We start from the raw sequence: 18,546 nt of genomic DNA, 5'->3' as shown, positions 1-18,546 counted from the left end.
CCGCTGTACTTCTTGCCCCTATCAGAACCGGCGTGCCCGCACTTGAAACCTGATGCTTTGGCCTTACATGAGTCAAAGGCACCGCTTTTTCAGTACGCGCTAGTGTCTGGATTCAGCCTGCCCGGGTTTGCTGGGGGTTTGCTTATTCAGCCGCGCGCTATCTAGCGCCCTCTACCCTGCATTCCGCGTGCATTCCACTCCCATCCACTGCTTACCAGCCGCCACGTGTTCTTATCCCGCAAGCGTCAAACCCGCAGAGTATAGCGTGATTCTTTTTGCCCAAGCAAATGAACTTTCGGGGGTTTGTAAGGTGCGAACAACGGGTAGCACGCACCAAGGACCACACAAAAAATAGGGACGCGAACGCGGCCTTCAAGCCGGCTCCCAGGCGGGTGCGCAAGCCTTGCGCAGCCCATCACCTCTCCTTCAAAAAAAACGGCCCCGACATCGGGGCCGCTTTGTTCCGGCAGGCGGTTCCAACCGCCCGCGGGGGTTTTAGTCTTCCTTGACCGGCGGCGGCGCCCACAAGCCGTCCAGCGCCGTGTCTTGCGGCCAATACAGGCGCAGGCTCAGCAGGAACGGGCCGTCGGCTGCCGGCGTGCTGACCCAGTTCGAACGCTTCTTGTCGCCCGGGTCGCGGCGCTGGATGTAGATGTCCAGCGATCCGTCCGCGTTGTACTTCAGCGCGTCGGTGCTGCGCAGCGCGTAGCGGTTGGCCGGGTTGTCGGCGAAGCCGTGCTTGTCGTTATAGACCTGCAGCGACCAGAACGCGTTGACCGGCGGCAGCTGGCCCTTGTCGAAGTGCAGCACGTAGTCTTCGCGGGAATCCAGCGGGCGGCCCTTCGCGTCGGCCACGGTCACCGGATACAGCACGTCTTCCGGCGTCGGCGCGCCCAGGCCCGCGTAGGCGATGGCCGCGCGGCGCGCATAGTCCGTGCCATACGTGCCGATGCCCGAGAGGACCGTGTTCCAGTTGTTGATCGGCGTGCCCAGGCGCGACACGCCATCGGCGATGCGGCGGCCCGCCAGCGGCTGTGCATCGGCCAAGGCCTGCTGCACGGCCGGGCTCAAGCGCCCGTAAGAGAACGGCTGACGGCCGTCCAGGCCGATGCGGCGCATGCGGTCCAGAATGGGCGAATCATTGGCGTGCGGCGGATTGTTGCGCAACACATCGAAGAACAATGCAAAGAACGAGGCCGCGTCCATGCTGGCCGCCTGCTCGGCCGGCGTGCCCTCGGGCAGGTTCACCGGCATGGGCATCGGCAGGCCGCTGCCGATCGGGGCCGAGCCCACGCCGGCCCCCGTCTGCGGGTAGGCGCCTCCGGCGTAGCGGCTGCCGCGCACCGGCGTGGACGCCGTCTGCGAGAGGAGCGGCGTGGCGGTCATGCCGGCCTGGATCTGGTTGACGGCGGCGTAGTCCTGCGGGCCGCCGGTCTGCGTCCAGCCGATCAGCCAACCGGTCGCGGTCGGGCTGCGGATCACGTCGATGCCGGCGGGCACGCTGCCCTGCCAGTTCGGGCCCACGATGGCGAAGGATTGCGGGCCGGGGCCGTTGGTGCGGGTGCCGCGCGAGGCGAACACGTCGCTCCACATGTCCAGCGCCGACAGCACCGAATAGCGTCCGCCGGTGTCGGGCAGGTTCACGATCAACGGCGCCTGCGACACGTCGAACCACAGGCTGGAATACAGCGCATCGGCGCTGGGCCACGGCGTATCGGCGGCGCGCGGGTCCGGGAAAGCCGTCTTGTGGCCGAACTGGTTCACCGGCGCGCGGCCGTCCAACGGGCTTTGCACGGCAGTCGCCTTGCGGCGCGCCAGCTCCATCAGCACCATGGGATAGGCGTAGACATAGGCGTCGATGGCCGTGTCGCGCAGGTCCTGCTCGCTCATTTGCGGCGCGGCAGTGTTGGCGGGATAGGGCGTTTCGGACACCAGGCGCAGCGTGGACTGCGGCGATTGAGCCTGAGTGGCGGTCACGAAGCAGGCGCTGAGCGCCCCCGCAAGTACTGCGGCGGACCACCGGCGATTGGCGATAAAAGTACGCATGCAAGGCTCCTTCTTGATTTTGTTTGCAAGCGAGCCGCCGCGCGGGACTTGCCAGGTTGGGCAAGCCGCTCTGGCGCGGCACCTCTTGATGACGCCTACCCAGCATAGGGAAGAAGTCTGCAACAAGGTGCTGCCCAGACGTTTCAAGGCGCAACGCACAAACCCGCCCCGGACACCCATGAAAAACGCGCCCGGTGCGGGCGCGTGGGGTGAATCCGGCCTTGCCCGCGCCTGCCGCGCGGACGTAACAAGGCTTAACGGTGTTTAAAGTCCGGTTTGCGCTTTTCGGTGAACGCCGCCATGCCTTCCTTCTGGTCTTCGGTGGCGAACAGCGAATGGAACACGCGGCGTTCGAACAGCAGGCCTTCGTTCAGCGAACTTTCGAACGCGCGGTTCACGCATTCCTTGGCCATCATGACGGACGGCAGCGACATCGACGCGATGACGGTCGCGGCGTCCAGCGCTTCTTCCATCAGCTTGTCGGCGGCCACCACGCGCGACACCAGGCCGGCGCGTTCGGCTTCCTCGGCGCCCATCATGCGGGCAGTCAGCGCCAGGTCCATGGCCTTGGCCTTGCCCACCGCGCGCGGCAGGCGCTGCGTGCCGCCGGCTCCCGGAATCACGCCCAGCTTGATTTCCGGCTGGCCGAACTTGGCGGTGTCGGCGGCGATGATGATGTCGCACATCATGGCCAGTTCGCAGCCGCCGCCCAGGGCGTAGCCGGCAACCGCGGCGATCACGGGCTTGCGGATGCGCTTTAAGGTTTCCCAGTTGCGGGTGATGTAATCGCTGCCGTACACGTCCATGTACGACCAGTCTTTCATCGCGCCGATGTCGGCGCCCGCGGCAAAGGCCTTCTCGCTGCCGGTGATGACCACGCAGCCGATGTCGGCATTCGCCTCGAACGCCAGCAGCGCCGCGCCGAGCTCGTCCATCAGTTGATCGTTCAGCGCATTCAGCGCCTTGGGGCGGTTCAGCGTCAGCAGGCCGACGCGGCCCCGGGTTTCGACCAGTACAAACGACTCGCTCATTGAATGTCTCCAGTAATAAGATAGAAGCATGAAAAAATCAGATGCCGCTTTTCCGATACTGTACCGCCTTGCGCCATTCGATCCGGCAGGACACCGCTACCGGATAACCCTAACCGTCGACACGCCTTGCGCCGAAGGCCAGCGCCTGTCGCTGCCGGCGTGGATTCCCGGCAGCTACCTGATCCGCGATTTCTCGCGCCAGATCGAATCGCTGACGGCGCATGCGGGCGCGCGGCGCGTGAATGTCGACAAAATCGACAACCATACCTGGCAGGCCGCGCCGTGCGACGGCCCGCTGCGGATCGAATACGAAGTCTACGCCTGGGACCTGTCGGTACGCGGCGCGCATCTGGACGAAAGCCACGGCTTCTTCAACGGCACCAGCGTGTTCCTGCGCGTGCATGGCCAGGACCATCTGCCCTGCCTGGTGGACCTGGCGCCGCCGCGCGGGCTGGACGGCTGGAAGGTCTATACCAGCCTGCCGGAGGCCCGCGGCCACAAGGGCGCCGCCCGCCGCCACGGCTTCGGCCTGTACCTGGCGCCGGATTACGACGCGCTGATCGACCACCCCGTGGAAATGGGCACGCCGCATGTGGCGACTTTCACCGCCCACGGGGCGGAACACGAACTGGTGTTCACCGGCGTGACGCCGAACCTGGATCTGGCCCGCATCACGGGCGACGTGAAGAAGATCTGCGAAACGCAGATCGAATTCTTCGAACCCCGCACGAAGCGCGCGCCCTTCCTGGACAGCGCCGACCGCTACGTCTTCATGACCATGGTGACGGGCGACGGCTACGGCGGCCTGGAGCATCGCGCCAGCACCGCGCTGATGACCTCGCGCAAGGATCTGCCGGTGCTGGGCCAGCAAGGCCAGGGCGAAGGCTACCGCGGCTTTCTGGGCCTGGTCAGCCACGAATACTTCCATACCTGGAACGTCAAGCGCATCAAGCCGCAAGCCTTTGCGCCCTACCATCTTGACCAGCCCGACCTGACGCGCCTGCTGTGGGTGTTCGAAGGCTTCACGTCCTATTACGACGATCTGCTGCTGTTGCGTTCGGGCACGATCACGCAGTCCGATTACCTGCGCCTGCTGGCCAAGACCATCACCAGCGTGGCTCGCACGCCCGGCCGCGCGAAGCAGTCGGTGGCGGAAAGCTCGTTCGACGCCTGGACGCGCTATTACAAGCAGGACGAGAACTCGCCCAACGCGCTGGTCAGCTACTACACCAAGGGCGCGCTGGTGGCGCTGGGCCTGGACCTGCTGATCCGCCGCGACAGCGCCGGCCGCCATTCGCTGGACGACGTGATGCGCCTGCTGTGGGACCGCTATGGCCGCGACTTCTATCAAGGCAATCCGCAAGGCCTGCCCGAAGACGGCTTGCCTGCGCTGATCCAGGAAGCCACCGGGGTGGACACCCGCCGCTTCATCGCGCGCCACGCCTACGGCACGGCCGATGTGCCGCTGGCCGAACTGCTGGCCGGCCAGGGTTTCACGCTGCAATGGAAGACGGCGGCCAACATCCCGTCGCTGGACGTGCGCACGCGCAAACAGGGCGACTCGCTGGTGCTGGCCACCGTGCTGGAAGGCGGCGCGGGCCACCAGGCCGGCCTGTCGGCAGGCGATGTGCTGGTATCGGTGGATGGCCTGCGGGTGGATGCGCCCGCAGGCCTGGATCTGCTGCTGGCGCAATACCGCCCCGGCGACCGCGTGACGGTGCATGTGTTCCGCCGCGACGAGTTGCGCGCGTTCCGGGCGAAACTGCGCGCGCCCGAAGCGCTGGATTGCGTGCTGACGGTGTAGCGCGGCGGAGTCTCCGGACAAGGGGCCCGCAGGCCCCTTGTTCAATTCAGCTTGGCCCCCGAGACCTCCACTGCTTTTTTCCATGTCTCCAGTTCGCGGTCGATATGGCCGGCGAATTCAGCCGGCGTGGAACCCACGGTTTCATAGCCGTAGCCCGCCAGTTGCTGCTTCAACGCCGGCAGCGCCACCGCGTCGGCGATCGCGCGGCTTAACGCATTGACGACCTCCGGCGGCGTGCCCGCCGGCGCCAGCACCCCGTACCAGCCGTTCACCACGAAGCCCGGCACGCTTTCCGCCACCGTCGGCACGTCGGGCAGCAAGGGCGAGCGGTGTTCGCCCGTTACCGCGATCGCCTTCAGCTTGCCCGCCTGCACCTGCGGCAACGACGTGGAGATGCTGTCGAACATCAACGACACTTCGCCGCCCAGCAAGGCGACGACTGCCGGCCCGCTGCCCTTGTACGGCACGTGCATCATGTCCACGCCCGTCTGGCTCTTGAACATCTCGGCGGCCAGATGGCTGGTGTTGCCGTTGCCTGCCGACGCGAAACTGAGCTTGCCCGGATGGCTCTTGCCGTAGGCGATCAGTTCAGGAATGGTGCTGGCCGGCGTGGACAGCGGCGCCGCCACCAGCATGGGCAACGTCGCCACCAGCGAGACCGGCGCGAAGTCGCGGCGGGTGTCGTAGGGCAAGGACGGATACAGGCTGGGATTGATGGCGTGCGCGGCCAGCACCATCAGCAAGGTGTAGCCGTCGGGTTTGACGCGCGCCAGCTGCGCGGACGCGATGGCGCCGCCTGCGCCCGGCTTGTATTCCAGCACCACCGGCTGCCCCCACTTCTTCTGCAGTTCCGCGCCCAGCGGCCGGGCCAGCATGTCGGCGCTGCCGCCCGGCGGATACGGGATCAGCAGGGTGACGGGCTTGTCGGGATACGCGGGCGCGGCCTGCGCAGCGCCAACGGACAGCGCGCAGAGCGACGCCGCGATCAGAAGGGAACGGATCATCAGAGGTCTCCTTGGCCCGCAGCCGGGCGCAAACCGTCAGGCGTAGCGCGGGGCGCCCGCCGGGTCCAGCACGATCACCCGCGGCGTCGCCGGGAAGTTCAGCGGCGCATCGGTCACGGAACGCAGGAAGGCGGCGCTGATGCCGGCCTTCATGGCGTAGACGTCCAACCCGCCGGGCGTCACGTCCATCACCGCCAAGTCGGTATAGATGCGCGTCACCACGCCCTTGCCGGTCAGCGGATAAGTACATTGCCGCAGTATCTTCGGCGTGCCGTCGCGGCCGCGGTGCTCCATCGTGACCAGCACCTGCTTGGCGCCCACGGCCAGGTCCATCGCGCCGCCCACGGCGGGAATGGCGTCGGCGGCGTCGGTCTTCCAGTTGGCCAGGTCGCCGGACTCCGACACCTGGAAGGCGCCCAGCACCGCGTAGTCCAGATGGCCGCCGCGCATCATCGCGAACGACACGGTGTGCTCGGTGATGGACGCGCCGTCCAGCAGCGTGATCGGCTGGCGGCTGGCGTTGATCAAGTCCGGGTCCACGTTTTCGCCGCTGGCGGCGGGGCCCATGCCCAGGATCCCGTTCTCGCTGTGCAGCAGGATGTCCTTGTCGGTCGGCAGATAATCGCCCACCAGCGTCGGCATGCCGATGCCCAGGTTGACGATGGCGCCGTCGGGGATGTCGCTGGCCAGCAGCTGCGCGATCTGCTGGCGGGTCAAGCCGGTGATGTCTTGCATGTCAGGCCTCCACCCGCACCACGGATTTCACGAAGATGCCCTGCGTCATGACCTGCTCGGGCACGAAGGCGCCCAGCGGTACGACTTCGTCGACCTGCGCGATGGCGTGGCCCGCGGCCATGCACATCACCGGGTTGAAGTTGCGCGCCGCGTGCCGGTACATCAGGTTGCCCCAGCGATCGCCCAAGTGCGCGCGGATCAGCGCGTAGTCGCCGCGCAGCGGATGCTCCAGCACATAGCCCACGCCGTCGATCACTTCCTGATGCTTGCCCGCGGAAAGTTCGGTGCCGTAGCCGGTGGGCGTATAGAACGGCCCCAGTCCGGCGCCGGCGGCGCGCAGCCGTTCGGCCAGCGTGCCCTGCGGCACGCATTCCAGCGCCACCTCGCCGGCGCGGAATGCGCGTGCGAAGGCGTCGGAATTGGGCGGACGCGGATGCGAGCAGATGATCTTGCGGACCTGCTTGCGGATCAGCAGCGCGGCGATGCCGCGTTCGAACGTGCCCGCGTTGTTCGAGATGATGGTCAGGTCGCGGCGCCCCGATTCCGCCAGGCATTGCAGCAGTTCGTAGGGCACGCCCGCTTCGCCGAAGCCGCCCACCAGCACGGACGCGCCGTCGGGGATGGCCGCCACGGCCTCGGCCATGGATGCTTGAATCTTGTCGATCACTTATTGCTCCTGCGCCAGTCCGGCCGTGTCCACGATCTGTTTCCAGCGGGCGCGCTCCTCGCCGATGAACGCGGTGAACTCGGCCGGCGTGTTGCCGCCCGCCTGTCCGCCCATGGCCTTGAAACGCTCGCTGATTTCAGGGCTTCTCACGACGTCGCGCGTTGCCTCGTAAAGCTTGCCGATGACCTCCGGCGGCGTGCCGGCAGGAGCGACCAGGCCGAACCAGGCGGTCACCACCATGTCCTTCACACCCGCTTCGGCCATGGTCGGCACGTCAGGCAGTTCGGCCAGGCGGTGGTCGCTGGTGACGGCCAGCGCGCGCAGCTTGCCGGACTGGATGAACGGCATCGAACTGGGCAGGTTGTCGATCATGAAGGTGAACTGCTGGCCCAGCAGCGCGGCGACCGCGGGGCCCGCGCCCTTGTAGGGCACGTGCGTGCCGGGAATGCCTGCGCGCTGCTTGAAGAGTTCCGCCGACAGGTGCGGCGACTGGCCCGAGCCGGAGCTGCCGAACGACACCTTGGCCGGGTCGCGCTTGGCCAGGGCCAACAGGTCGGCGACGGACCGGGCGGGCGAGGCTTCGTTCACGACCAGCACGTTGGGCACTGAAATCACCAGCGTCACCGGCGCGAAGTCGGCGGGCTTGTAAGGCAGCGTCTTGTACAGCGCGTAGTTGATCGCGTTGGGGCCGATGTTGCCCATCAGCAAGGTGTAGCCGTCGGGTTTGGCGCGCGCCATCGCCTGCGCACCGATGATGCCGGCGGCGCCCGCGCGGTTCTCGACGATGACCTGCTGCCCGAGCTTGGCGCCCAGCTTGTCGGCGATCAGCCGCGCGGAGATGTCGGTGGTGCCGCCGGGCGCGGCCGGGATGATGAGGGTGATCGGCCGCTCGGGCCAGGCGGCATGGGCCTGGCTTGCCAGGGCGAATGCCATCGCGCCGGCAGCCAGCCAGCGATGCGCGTGCAACATGCTTGTCTCCCGACGTGATCATTGATTGATCAACTTGTGGAGACAGAGTGTGTGCGCCGCGCGGGCAAATGCCTATTCTGCAATCTGGAGGGCGGCCTTCGCCTGAGGTGAACGCCGCCCTCCTTTGGCGCTAGGGCTGGCGGCGGATGACGCTATTGGCGTACATCGGGCCTTGCACCAGATGGCCGGTCATGACGTTGGTCTGATAGCGCTGCACGACGCCGCCCAGCGTCGCGGGGTCCAGCAGCGCGCGCATCGTCGCGAAGCCTGCCGAGTCCACGCGCGCCGGCGCGCGGCCCTTGGGATACAAGGCACGCTTGCTGTCTTCCATCGGCGCTTGCAGCACGCCGCCGCTGGCGGTCAGGTCCAGCACCAGCTTGCCGTCGCGCACCCGCGCCGACCCGGAGGCGCCCAGCTCGGCGTCGTCCAGCAGCAGGCTGCCGGTCAGCGCGTAGTCGCCCGAAGGCAGCGGCTGCACGAAGAGGCGCAAGGTGTAGGGCGGGTCGCCGTTGCCGTCATCGATCGTCCAACGGTACTCGCCGGCGGACAAGGCGGCGGCGGTCGCCGCCGCCTGCGGGGCGGGCGCTGTCGTTGCGGCATGCGCCGGCAGGCCTGCGCACAGCACAACGCTGAAGGCGGCGGCGCGCAGCGCCTGTTGTAAGGAAATCTTCATCGTTCTTCTCCTGGGGTTCAATCAATACTTGACGCGCATGTTCAGCATGACGCTGCGCGGTTCGCCATAGGCGTTGCCCATGTCGGCGTTGCCCAGCCGCTGGTAATAGACCTTGTCGAACAGGTTGTTCACGTTCAGGCCCAACGACACGTGATCGCTCACGCGGTAGCCGATGCGTGCGTTCCAGATGGCGTAGCCGCCCTGCGACACGCGCACCGAACTGCCGCTGACCGGGCCTTGCACGGCGCTTTCGGTGTAGACGCCGCTCTTCACGTTGACGCCGCCGCCGACGCTCCAGCGGTTCCATTGGCTGGGCAACCGATACGTCGTCCATAGCTGGAAGATGTGCTTGGGCGTGAAGGTGCGGAACGGCGCGCCGCCGTTCTCCGCGTCTTTCAGATAGCGCGTGGTGTTGAAGGTGTAGCCGCCCGACACTTCCCAGCCCGGCGCCAGCCGACCGGAAACCTCGGCCTCGATGCCCTGGCTGCGCACCTGCCCGCTGGCCTGGTAGCAGCAATCGCCCACTTCCGGATAGTTGGGGTCGCTTTGCGCGCGGTTGCGTTCGGTGATGCGGAACAGCGCGAACGAGGTGTTCAGGCGCCCGTCCAGCCATTCGCTCTTCACGCCGGCTTCGTAGTTCGACCCCACCACGGGCGGCAGCGAACCGCCGTCGGCGGTGCGTAGATCGCTTTGCACGCGGAAGATGTCGGCGTAGCTGGCGTAGGCGCTCCAGTGGTCATCGATGTCGTAGACAAGGCCCGCATACGGCGTCATCCGGCCGTGTTCGGTGACGGCCGGGGCGGCCACGTCCGTCATCAGGTTTTCGCTCTGCGTGCGCCACCAGCTCATGCGCGTGCCCAGCACCAGGGTCAGCGGGTCGGCCACTTTCAGGCGGGCCATCGCGTAGACGCCGGACTGCCGCGTCTTGACGTCGCTTTGGCTGCCCCATTGCGGATCGGCCGGCTCGGGATAGTCGCGGACGTCGTAGTGGAAGACGTCCACCAGCTGCGGCGGGAAGCCCGGCAGCGAATAGGCGTTGTATGAGCGCGCGCTGCGGTCGTACCAATTGCCGCCGACGACGAGCTCATGGCGCCGGCCCAGCGCTTCGAACGCGCCCGTCACCATCAGGTCGATGCCCAACTGCCGGTTGCGGTACTGGTTGCCGCCGCCGTACAGGCGCGGGCCCATGCCGGTTGCGCGGTCCACGGCGCCGCGCACGTAGGCGTACTTCAACTTGCTGGTCTCTTCGGCCTGGTTGACGTTGAGTTTGACCGTCCAGTCCGACGAAAACCGGTGCGCCAGTTCCGCGAAGATCTGCGTGTTCTCGAAGTCCCAGCGGTTCCAATCGGCGCCCAGGTAGGTGCCGCGCGTCAATCCAAGATCGCCGCCGTCCTTATAGCGCGGCATCTGCATCATGAACGGCAGCCAATCGCGCTGCTGATAGCTGCCGCCCAGCGTCAACAGCGTGTCCGGCGTCAGGTCGGCTTCCAGGATGCCGTAGTAGGCCTGCTTCTGCGAGTTGGCGACGTCGTAGAAATACTTGCGGTCTTCATAGGCCGCGGCCACGCGCCCCCGCACCGAGCCGGATGCGTTCAGCGGCGACGACACGTCCGCTTCGCCGCGATAGTTGTCCCAGGAACCGGCGCTGGCCGCCCCCGAGAACTGGAATTCTCGCGTGGGCCGTTTGCGGACCAGGTTGATCACACCGCCCGGCTGGCCGGCGCCGTTGAACAAGCCGGCGGCACCCCGCAGCAGTTCCACGTGGTCGAACATGAACAGGTCGGGCTGCGCCCAGGACGCGCCGCCCGTCTGCATGGGCACGCCGTCGTACTGGAAGTATTCGATCTGGAAGCCGCGCGAATAGAACTGCGGAATGGCCGCCGTGGCCGCCAGGTCGGTGGTGATACCGGGGGTCTGCGCCATGGCGTCTTCCAGCGACGTCATGTTCTGGTCTTCGATGCGTTGCCGCGTAATGACCGACACCGATTGCGGGATCTCGCGCAGCGACAGCGGCAGTTTGCCGCCGATCGTGACGCTGGGCGCGGTGTAGGACGCGCTGCTTTCGGTCACGCCGGCTTCCTCGCCCCGCACCGTCACCGGCGCCAGCGTGGTGGCGTCCGGCGCCGTCTGCGCCGAGGCCGCCCCCGCGGCCAGGCCGAACATCATGGCGCCGCGTCCCAGCCAGACCGCGCGGCCCATGCGCGCCCCGCCCTGCCGGGCCCGCCGGCCCCCACCTGTCTTGATACCCACAATTCCCTCCGACGATCCGTCTTCAAATAAGACTGATAATCATCTTCAACAAGAGAAAAGCGGGCAATCGGAAAGGCTTTCGATTTCCGGACTAAGGCTTTCGAATTTCGGCGGACGCCTCCTGCAAGGCCGCCCACAAGCGGTTCGCGACCGGCCCCTGAGGACGGTCGCCGCGCCGGGCGGCCACCAGTTCCTCGACGCTGCCGGGCAGATGGCGGCTGGCGATCGACACCAGCCGGCCGTCGCGCAGTTCGTCTTCGATCAGGAAGCGCGGCAGATGGCCCCAGCCCATGCCTTGCAGGATGACGTCCTTCTTCATGAGCTGGTCGGGCACCGTGCATTGCGGGGCGCCGTCGACCATGAAGTAATCGCGCGGCGGGGTATGGCGGGCCGTGTCGCGCATCACGCATTGCGTGGCCTCGCGCAATTGCCGCAAGCTGACGGCGCGGCCGCGCGCGGCAGGCAGGAACCCGGGCGCCGCCACGGGCACGAAGGGCACCTTGGCCAGGTCCAGCCATTCGATGTGCGGATCCTGCTTGTCCACGCGGTGCAGGATCAGGTCCGCGTCGCCATCCAGCAGGCGCTCCATCGGCCCGCCGACGGCTTCGAAATGCAGATGCAGGCGCGTGCCGGGGCATTGCGCCGAAAAGCGGTTCAGCACCGCAAGCATCCACGGCCGCGGGCACAGGTCCCCGATCACCACGCGCAGGTCGCTTTCCTCGCCCATCGCCAATTGCGCGGCATGGGTGCGCAGGCCTTCCAGTTCGCGCAGCAGGCCTTGGGCGCGCCGATGAAAGGACTGCCCCGCAGGCGTCAGCCGCACGCGATAGCCGCTGCGGTCCAGCAAGGCCAGGTCCAATTGGCGCTCCAGCTTGGCCACGGCCGCGAACACCGCGGGATGCGAACGATGCAGCGCCGTGGCGGCAGCCTGGAAGCCGCCGGCCCGCGCCACGGCGTCGAAGCACTGCAGATCATGCAGGGTGAAGTCGCTCACGCGGGTCTCCAGGTTTCGTTTTTCTGACAATGAAGGTCCAAACTTTGTAATGTCTTCCGGATCGGCGCGCAACTACGATTCGCCTCATCCCACCCGAACAGGCAGATCCGCCATGCAAGACCTTTCATTCTTCACCACCGGCGACGGCGTGCGCATCGCCTACCGCATCGACGGCGACGCCCGCCTGCCCGTGCTGGTGCTGTCCAATTCCATCGGCACCACGCTGCATATGTGGGACGGCCAGATCCCCGCGCTGTCGCGGCACTTCCGCGTGCTGCGCTACGACACCCGCGGCCATGGCGCGTCCGGCGTGCCGGCGGGCGCGTACTCGATGGACCGGCTGGGCCGCGACGTCATTGAGCTGCTGGACGGCCTGGACATCCCGCGCGCGCATTTCCTGGGCCTGTCGCTGGGCGGATTCATTGGGCAATGGCTGGGCGTGCATGCGTCGGAACGGCTCGACCGCCTGATCCTGGCCAATACCTCGGCCTACCTGGGCCCCGTGCCGCAATGGGACGAACGCATCGCGGCCACGCTGTTGGCGCCCGACATGACGGCCGCCACGGAGATGTTCCTGGGCAACTGGTTCCCCGCCCGCATGCTGCAAGCCGGGGGCCCCGTCATCGACGCGTTCCGCGACGCGCTGATGGCCACCGACAAACACGGCCTGGCGGGCGCGTTCGCGGCAGTGCGCGACACGGACCTGCGGCGCACCATCGCGCTGATCACGGCGCCGACCCTGGTTATTTCGGGGCGCGACGATACGGTGACGGCCGCCAGCCACGGCGCAGCCATCGCGGCCACGGTGCCGGGCGCGCGACTGCTGGAGCTGCCGGCGGTGCACCTGTCGAACATCGAACAGCCCGAGGCATTCATGGACGCGGTGCTGCGATTCCTGCTGCCTCGCTGAAGCGCCCGCGCCGCAATCAGCGCAAAGCGCTGGGGCTGGCGTTGAAGCGGCGGCGGAACGCCACCGAAAAGTGCGCGGGCGCATAACCCACGTGCCAGGCGGCTTCGGACACGCTCAGGCCGCCGTTCAGGATCAGGTCGCGGCCGCGCAACAGCCGCGCCTCTTGCACGCAGCGCGCCATGCTCAGGCCGAATGCGCGCTTGAAGGCCTGTTCAAGCTTGCGGGTGTGCAGGCCGAAATCGCGCGCCAGTTCCGATGCTGCGGGCGGTTGGCGCAAATTGGCCAGCAAGCGGCGGCGGGCTTCATGCGCCGCGTCCAGTTCTCGCGCCATGCCGTTGGCGGGGTCGGCAGGCAAGGCTCCGCTGCGCGTGGCTTGCGCCAGCGCCATGGCGGCCAGTTCCAGCCCCTTTGCCGCCAGATACAGGCGGCGGGCCGCCCCCTCGAAGGCGCAAACGCGCACCTGGTCGGCGATACGGCGCGCATCGCGCCCGGCGGTTCCATGCCAGACGACGGGTTCGCCCGACGGCTGCCCCGGCGCGAGTTGCTTGAAGAAGTCGGGTTCCAGTCCCAATTCCGACCATAACGCCGTCTCCGGCAAGCTGACCATCGCGTACTGCTGGTCCACCCCCGCCTCGAAGGCGTCCGCGCCTTGCGCCGGCCCGGTGTTCCACGCCAGGAGCAGGGAGGGGCCCTGCAGGCGCAACGCGGTGCGGTCTTCGATCCGGCTCTGCACCTGGCCGTCAAGCATGATGACCTTCAGGCCGCGATGCAGCGATTCGTCGCGCCATCGGGTCGCATTGCGGCGGAACACGCCCGCATGCAGGGCGATCCCGCCCGGCTGGCTGAATGCCGCGTCAACGCGGTGGTGTTCGGCGGCGGCGCGCAGGGAAGGCATGGACGGACCCGGATTTTATTTGAGAATAATTATTATTACCCAAATTGAACCCGCCTGTCCGGCCGACGGGCCGACGGCTTATTCCCCTGCCCGTTCCCAGCGCCGCTGGATGGCCTTGGCCGCCACCACGCCATCCGCCATGGACGTGACGACGCAAGGATGCATGCGGTGCGCCACTTCGCCCACGGCGTAGATGTCCGGCACGCTGGTTTCGGCCGTGGCGAAATCCGTGCGGATGTAGCCGCGGTCGTCGCGGGCCAGCCGCAACCCGTCGGCGAAGGCGGCTTGCGGCTCCCAGCCGTAGAAGACCAGGATCAGGTCGTACTGCTGGCCGTCCACGCTGCGCCGGGCGGGATCCACCAGGTACGGCCCGATGCGCACGCCTTCGCGGCCAGCGCGCGTCACCCATTGCTGCTGGGCGCGGACGCTGCGGGCGTACAGGTGCACGGCGCGGGCGCCGCGGTTGCGCACATAGACGTAGTTCTCGAACGCGTTGTCGCCCCCGCCCAGCACCGCCACCGACAGGCCCGAGTAGTCCTGCGCCACGATGGGGGAGCCCGGGCCGATCAGCACGCCGGGCCACGACGCGCCCGGCGGGTGGTCCGGCAGGCCCTTGGCGCGCACACCCGAAGCGATCACCAGGGTGCGTCCGCGCACCTGGGTCTGGCTGCCGTCCAGGCCGGTCAGGGTGGCCTGGATGCCGCCCTTGCAGGGCAGCACGCCGGACACCCGGGTTTCCAGGCGCAGCGGCACGCCGGCCGCCCGCACGCTGGCGTCGATGTTGGCCGCCACCTGCTGGCCGGTCACCCCGGGCAGCACCGCGATCCAATCGTCGGCGAACGGATTGTCATTGCCCAGGCCGCCCAGGCGGGCGCCGGCTTCGACCAATAGCGGGGACAGACCCAGCCTGGCCAGCCACAACGCGCAGGAAGCGCCGGCCGGGCCGCCGCCTACAATGACCGCATCGTGCAACTGTTGCATTTCACCCCTTATTGACTGCGCCGGCATCGTCCGCGACGCCCGGACATGGCCGAATTGTAGCCAGCGCGCCGGCCCCGGCCCGCTGTCGCCTTACAATTCCGGCTGTCCCACCCAGGTTTCCATCATGCCCACACGCCGCATCATCCTTTCCGGGCTTGCGCTCGACGCCCGCATCGGCATCCTCGAACACGAGCGACGCGCCACCCAGCCTTTGCACGTCGACGCCGAATTCGACGTGGACATCCAGCGTTCGGTCGACGACCACGACATCCACAGCGTGCTGGATTACCGCCGGTTGCGCGAGGCCATCGTCGAGGAATGCACGCAGGCGCATGTGAACCTGATCGAAACCCTGTCCGAACAAGTCGCCGCGCGCCTGCTGGCCGACTTCCAGGAAATCCGCTCGCTGCGCCTGCGCATCAGCAAGCCCATGGCCTTTTCCGACTGTGCGGCGGTGGGCGTGGAAATACAGATCACGCGTTGACCATGAACGATATCGCTCCCCCTATCCGCTTCCGTACCGAAGCCGAAGAGAATGTAGCCCCCACGCTGCGCGCACAAGATGCGCTTGCTGCCCCCCAAGGGGGCTCTCCCCCCTTGGGGCGGCCCGACGGGGAGACGGCCCCCACGCCGCGCGCAAAAGATGCGCTTGCTGCGGAGAAGGCCCGCCACGAAGGCAACAAGCTGACCAAGCGCCTGGCCCGCGAGACCACGCGCGCACTGTCCGACTACAACATGATCGGCGAAGGCGACCGCATCATGGTCTGCCTGTCGGGCGGCAAGGACTCCTATGCGATGCTGGACATCCTGCTCCAGCTGCAAAAGCGCGCGCCGTTCAAGTTCGAGCTGATCGCGGTCAACCTGGACCAGAAGCAGCCTGACTTCCCCGACCACATCCTGCCCCAATACCTGAAAGAACTGGGCGTGCCCTTCCACATCGAGACGCAGGATACGTATTCCATCGTCACGCGCGTGCTGGAAGAAGGCAAGACGATGTGCTCGCTCTGTTCGCGCTTGCGCCGCGGCATCCTGTACCGCGTCGCCTCCGAACTGGGCGCCACCAAGATCGCGCTGGGCCACCACCGCGACGACATCCTGGCCACGTTCTTCCTGAACCTGTTTTACGGCGGCAAGGCCAAGGGCATGCCGCCCAAGCTGGTGTCCGACGACGGCCGCCACACGGTGATCCGCCCGCTGGCCTATGTGGCCGAGACGGACCTGATTGCCTACGCCGAACTCAAGCAATTCCCCATCATCCCGTGCAACCTGTGCGGCTCGCAGGAAAACCTGAAGCGCAAGGAAGTGGGCCGGATGCTCAAGGATTGGGACAAGCAGCACCCGGGCCGTTCGTGGAACGTGTTCAACGCGCTGTCGCGCGTGGTGCCGTCGCATCTGATGGACCGCGACCTGTTCGACTTCGTGGGCCTGAAGCCCACCGGCGTGCCGGACGCCAACGGCGACACGGCGTTCGACGCGGTGGACCCCGACGAGGACGGCGACGACGCTTGCGGCGATACGCCGGAGGCGCTGGAGCCGGGCGCGATCGTCGAAAAGAAAGTGGTGTTCACGCGCGGTTGACGCCGGGCGGGACGAATAAAAAAGGGGTTGCGTGAGCAACCCCTTTTTTTCGGCCATTCGCGCTACGCGTTCAGCACCCGGATCGGCTTGCCCGCCTGGAACGCCTTCACGGCTTCCAGCGCGTTCTGGTAGAACGCCTCGAAGTTCTCGCGGCTGACGTAGCCCAGGTGCGGGGTCAGGATCACGTTGTCCAGGTCGCGCACGGTGTCGGTGGGCGACAGCGGCTCTTCCGCGTACACGTCCAGGCCAGCGCCCGCGATGCGGAACTTCACCAGCGCGTCCATCAGCGCGTCCTGGTCCACCAGGCCCGCGCGCGACGTGTTCACCAGATAGGCGGAGGGCTTCATCGCGGCCAACGCAGCGGCGTCGACCACGTGACGGCTGCGGTCCGACAGGATCAGGTGCAGGCTCACGACATCGGAGGTCGCGAAGAGCTCGTGCTTGTCCACCCGCTTGACGCCGGCGGCCTCGGCGCGCTCGTCCGTCAGGTTGGGGCTCCAGGCCACCACGTCCATGCCGAAGGCCTGGCCCACCTTGGCCACGGCGGCGCCCAGCTTGCCCAGGCCCAGCACGCCCAGGCGCTTGCCGGCCAGGGGCTCGGGCATGGCCGTTTGCCACATGCCGCGGCGCATGGCCGCGTCTTCGGCGGGCAGATGCTTGAACAGGCCCAGGATATGCGCCCAGGCCAGTTCGGCCGTGGCGGTGTTGGCGTCCGCGCTGCCGGGCGCGCCGCAGACAGCGATGCCCTGCGCGGTGCAGGCCGGCATGTCGATGGCGTTGTTGCGCATGCCGGTCGTGACCAGCAGGCGCAGCTTGGGCAGCGCGCGAATGCGTTCGGCGGGGAACGGCGTGCGCTCGCGCATGGCCACGATCACGTCGAAAGGCTCAAGCGTGGGCTCGACCTGTTCGTCCGGGATGAAGTTGTTGAAGATCTGCACCTCGGCGTCGCCGCCCAGCGAGGTCCAGTCCGCATAGCGCCGGGCTACGTCGTGGTAATCGTCGAGAATTGCGATTTTCAAGTGTTGTCTCCGGGTGGCGTGGCGCTTGCCGCGCCAGCCAACCCGGCCGGCGCGCGCGGCGCCGGTCAGTTCAAACGGGCTTTGAGTTGGTCCAGCGGGATCGCGCCGCTGACGCGCGACCCGTCGGCGAAGAACAACGTAGGCGTGCCGCGCACCATCAACTGGTGGCCCAGGGCCAGCAGCTTGTCTTCGGGCACGTCGCAGCTGGCGGTAGCCGGCTTCTTGCCGCGCACCATCCAGTCGTCCCAGGCGCGGCCCTGGTCTTTGGCGCACCAGACGTCACGCACCTTGTCCTTGGAGTCCGGCGACAGGATCGGGTACATGAAGGTGTAGACGGTGACGTTGTCCAGGTCTTCCATCGTCTTGCGCAACTGCTTGCAATAGCCGCAATTGGGGTCTTCGAAAATCGCGACCTTGCGCGAGCCGTCGCCCTTGACCTGCTTGATGGCCAGCTCCAGCGGCAGCTGGTCGAACGAGACGGCGCTGAGCTTTTCCTGGGATTCGCGGGTGACGTCGCGGCGCGTCATCGCGTCGATCAACGGCCCTTCCATGACCCAGGTGACTTTTTCATCCGTGTAGATCAGGTCCATGCCCAACTGCACTTCGAACAGGCCATAGGGCGTGCGGCGCACGGTCGTCACGTCCATGCCGGTGAAGCGCTGCTGGAAACGTTCTTTGACGGCATCCGCCACCGGGTCGATCTGCGTGGTCGACACGCTTTTTTCGCCCTTGCCCGGCTGGCCGACGGACTCCGTGGACACGGACTTGTCGCCCTTGGCGGGCGCTTGCGCCAGCGCCGTGGCGGACAACCCCAGGCCACCGGCCAGGAAACAAGCCGCCAGGGTGGCGGAGATGCGGAAGTTCATCAGTACTCCTGTACTTATCGTGTTCTTTGGAAGCAAGCGTAACGCATCCCGGGGGTGCCGGCGGGGACGGGTCCGAACGCAACGCGTATGCGTGTCAGACTGCCGCCACCCGGCAAGGTTCAAC

The 18,546-nt window shown here is 67.2% G+C and carries 17 protein-coding genes; 4 read left to right on the top strand and 13 right to left on the bottom strand.

Annotated elements, in window-relative coordinates:
• Positions 1-495: 495 nt before the first annotated feature.
• Both A9973_RS25620 and A9973_RS25615 read right to left on the bottom strand, forming a co-directional pair.
• On the bottom strand, positions 496-2,046 hold the full coding sequence (locus tag A9973_RS25620) for a DUF1254 domain-containing protein (protein WP_183016444.1): 1,551 nt from the start codon (positions 2,044-2,046) through the stop codon (positions 496-498).
• Positions 2,047-2,300: 254 nt separating this feature from the next.
• The gene (locus A9973_RS25615) at positions 2,301-3,077 is read right to left on the bottom strand and encodes an enoyl-CoA hydratase (protein ID WP_183016443.1); all 777 of its coding nucleotides are present in this window, start codon (positions 3,075-3,077) and stop codon (positions 2,301-2,303) included.
• 28 nt (positions 3,078-3,105) lie between these two features.
• Between A9973_RS25615 and A9973_RS25610 the strand changes: the two genes are divergently transcribed.
• Positions 3,106-4,881, top strand: coding sequence for a M61 family metallopeptidase (locus A9973_RS25610; protein WP_183016442.1), 1,776 nt, complete (start codon positions 3,106-3,108; stop codon positions 4,879-4,881).
• Positions 4,882-4,922: 41 nt separating this feature from the next.
• Here A9973_RS25610 and A9973_RS25605 read toward each other — a convergent pair whose 3' ends face one another.
• The 7 genes from A9973_RS25605 to A9973_RS25575 all read right to left on the bottom strand — a co-directional run bounded on the left by A9973_RS25605 (position 4,923) and on the right by A9973_RS25575 (position 12,173).
• Positions 4,923-5,885: a tripartite tricarboxylate transporter substrate binding protein gene (locus tag A9973_RS25605; protein ID WP_183016441.1), complete on the bottom strand. Its 963-nt coding sequence runs from the start codon at positions 5,883-5,885 to the stop codon at positions 4,923-4,925.
• A gap of 36 nt (positions 5,886-5,921) precedes the next feature.
• The gene (locus A9973_RS25600; RefSeq protein WP_183016440.1) at positions 5,922-6,620 is read right to left on the bottom strand and encodes a 3-oxoacid CoA-transferase subunit B; all 699 of its coding nucleotides are present in this window, start codon (positions 6,618-6,620) and stop codon (positions 5,922-5,924) included.
• 1 nt (position 6,621) lies between these two features.
• Positions 6,622-7,287: a 3-oxoacid CoA-transferase subunit A gene (locus A9973_RS25595; RefSeq protein ID WP_183016439.1), complete on the bottom strand. Its 666-nt coding sequence runs from the start codon at positions 7,285-7,287 to the stop codon at positions 6,622-6,624.
• Positions 7,288-8,256: a tripartite tricarboxylate transporter substrate binding protein gene (locus A9973_RS25590; RefSeq protein WP_183016438.1), complete on the bottom strand. Its 969-nt coding sequence runs from the start codon at positions 8,254-8,256 to the stop codon at positions 7,288-7,290.
• Positions 8,257-8,386: 130 nt separating this feature from the next.
• A complete protein-coding gene (locus A9973_RS25585; protein WP_183016437.1) occupies positions 8,387-8,929 on the bottom strand; it encodes a hypothetical protein in 543 nt (180 codons plus the stop codon).
• A gap of 21 nt (positions 8,930-8,950) precedes the next feature.
• Positions 8,951-11,128, bottom strand: coding sequence for a TonB-dependent siderophore receptor (locus A9973_RS25580; protein WP_220805658.1), 2,178 nt, complete (start codon positions 11,126-11,128; stop codon positions 8,951-8,953).
• Positions 11,129-11,270: 142 nt separating this feature from the next.
• Positions 11,271-12,173, bottom strand: coding sequence for a LysR family transcriptional regulator (locus A9973_RS25575; protein ID WP_183016435.1), 903 nt, complete (start codon positions 12,171-12,173; stop codon positions 11,271-11,273).
• A 112-nt stretch (positions 12,174-12,285) separates the two neighbouring features.
• On the opposite strand from A9973_RS25575, the gene pcaD reads away from it, so the two are divergent.
• A complete protein-coding gene (gene pcaD / locus A9973_RS25570) occupies positions 12,286-13,083 on the top strand; it encodes a 3-oxoadipate enol-lactonase (RefSeq protein ID WP_183016434.1) in 798 nt (265 codons plus the stop codon).
• 16 nt (positions 13,084-13,099) lie between these two features.
• On the opposite strand, the gene A9973_RS25565 is transcribed toward pcaD, so the two are convergent.
• Positions 13,100-13,978 (bottom strand): helix-turn-helix domain-containing protein, encoded by an 879-nt coding sequence (locus A9973_RS25565; RefSeq protein ID WP_183016433.1) that lies wholly within the window; start codon positions 13,976-13,978, stop codon positions 13,100-13,102.
• 78 nt (positions 13,979-14,056) lie between these two features.
• Positions 14,057-14,959, bottom strand: coding sequence for an NAD(P)/FAD-dependent oxidoreductase (locus A9973_RS25560; protein ID WP_183016432.1), 903 nt, complete (start codon positions 14,957-14,959; stop codon positions 14,057-14,059).
• A 124-nt stretch (positions 14,960-15,083) separates the two neighbouring features.
• On the opposite strand from A9973_RS25560, the gene folB reads away from it, so the two are divergent.
• Together folB and ttcA are read left to right on the top strand one after the other, a co-directional pair.
• Complete coding sequence (gene folB / locus A9973_RS25555; protein WP_006217044.1) at positions 15,084-15,443, top strand: dihydroneopterin aldolase; 360 nt, start codon at positions 15,084-15,086, stop codon at positions 15,441-15,443.
• Between the two features lie 2 nt (positions 15,444-15,445).
• Positions 15,446-16,537, top strand: a complete 1,092-nt coding sequence (gene ttcA / locus A9973_RS25550) for a tRNA 2-thiocytidine(32) synthetase TtcA (RefSeq protein WP_255469286.1) — start codon at positions 15,446-15,448, stop codon at positions 16,535-16,537.
• A 62-nt stretch (positions 16,538-16,599) separates the two neighbouring features.
• Here ttcA and A9973_RS25545 read toward each other — a convergent pair whose 3' ends face one another.
• Positions 16,600-17,556 (bottom strand): D-2-hydroxyacid dehydrogenase family protein, encoded by a 957-nt coding sequence (locus A9973_RS25545; protein WP_183016431.1) that lies wholly within the window; start codon positions 17,554-17,556, stop codon positions 16,600-16,602.
• 65 nt (positions 17,557-17,621) lie between these two features.
• A complete protein-coding gene (locus tag A9973_RS25540; protein ID WP_183016430.1) occupies positions 17,622-18,422 on the bottom strand; it encodes a DsbC family protein in 801 nt (266 codons plus the stop codon).
• Between the last annotated feature and the right edge of the window lie 124 nt (positions 18,423-18,546).

The organism is Achromobacter sp. UMC46 (assembly GCF_014170335.1).
Classification (GTDB): Bacteria; Pseudomonadota; Gammaproteobacteria; order Burkholderiales; family Burkholderiaceae_B; genus Achromobacter.
This window is presented reverse-complemented; position numbering and strand designations above follow the sequence as displayed.

What these genes read in the sequence shown, in the direction of transcription:
- A9973_RS25600 (WP_183016440.1), bottom strand. Translation starts at nt 6,620, where the DNA reads ATGCAAGACATCACCGGCTTGACCCGCCAGCAGATCGCGCAGCTGCTG.
- pcaD (WP_183016434.1), top strand. Translation starts at nt 12,286, where the DNA reads ATGCAAGACCTTTCATTCTTCACCACCGGCGACGGCGTGCGCATCGCC.
- A9973_RS25585 (WP_183016437.1), bottom strand. Translation starts at nt 8,929, where the DNA reads ATGAAGATTTCCTTACAACAGGCGCTGCGCGCCGCCGCCTTCAGCGTT.
- A9973_RS25565 (WP_183016433.1), bottom strand. Translation starts at nt 13,978, where the DNA reads ATGCCTTCCCTGCGCGCCGCCGCCGAACACCACCGCGTTGACGCGGCA.
- A9973_RS25605 (WP_183016441.1), bottom strand. Translation starts at nt 5,885, where the DNA reads ATGATCCGTTCCCTTCTGATCGCGGCGTCGCTCTGCGCGCTGTCCGTT.
- A9973_RS25560 (WP_183016432.1), bottom strand. Translation starts at nt 14,959, where the DNA reads ATGCAACAGTTGCACGATGCGGTCATTGTAGGCGGCGGCCCGGCCGGC.
- A9973_RS25540 (WP_183016430.1), bottom strand. Translation starts at nt 18,422, where the DNA reads ATGAACTTCCGCATCTCCGCCACCCTGGCGGCTTGTTTCCTGGCCGGT.
- A9973_RS25590 (WP_183016438.1), bottom strand. Translation starts at nt 8,256, where the DNA reads ATGTTGCACGCGCATCGCTGGCTGGCTGCCGGCGCGATGGCATTCGCC.
- A9973_RS25615 (WP_183016443.1), bottom strand. Translation starts at nt 3,077, where the DNA reads ATGAGCGAGTCGTTTGTACTGGTCGAAACCCGGGGCCGCGTCGGCCTG.
- folB (WP_006217044.1), top strand. Translation starts at nt 15,084, where the DNA reads ATGCCCACACGCCGCATCATCCTTTCCGGGCTTGCGCTCGACGCCCGC.
- ttcA (WP_255469286.1), top strand. Translation starts at nt 15,446, where the DNA reads ATGAACGATATCGCTCCCCCTATCCGCTTCCGTACCGAAGCCGAAGAG.
- A9973_RS25610 (WP_183016442.1), top strand. Translation starts at nt 3,106, where the DNA reads ATGAAAAAATCAGATGCCGCTTTTCCGATACTGTACCGCCTTGCGCCA.
- A9973_RS25620 (WP_183016444.1), bottom strand. Translation starts at nt 2,046, where the DNA reads ATGCGTACTTTTATCGCCAATCGCCGGTGGTCCGCCGCAGTACTTGCG.
- A9973_RS25580 (WP_220805658.1), bottom strand. Translation starts at nt 11,128, where the DNA reads ATGGGCCGCGCGGTCTGGCTGGGACGCGGCGCCATGATGTTCGGCCTG.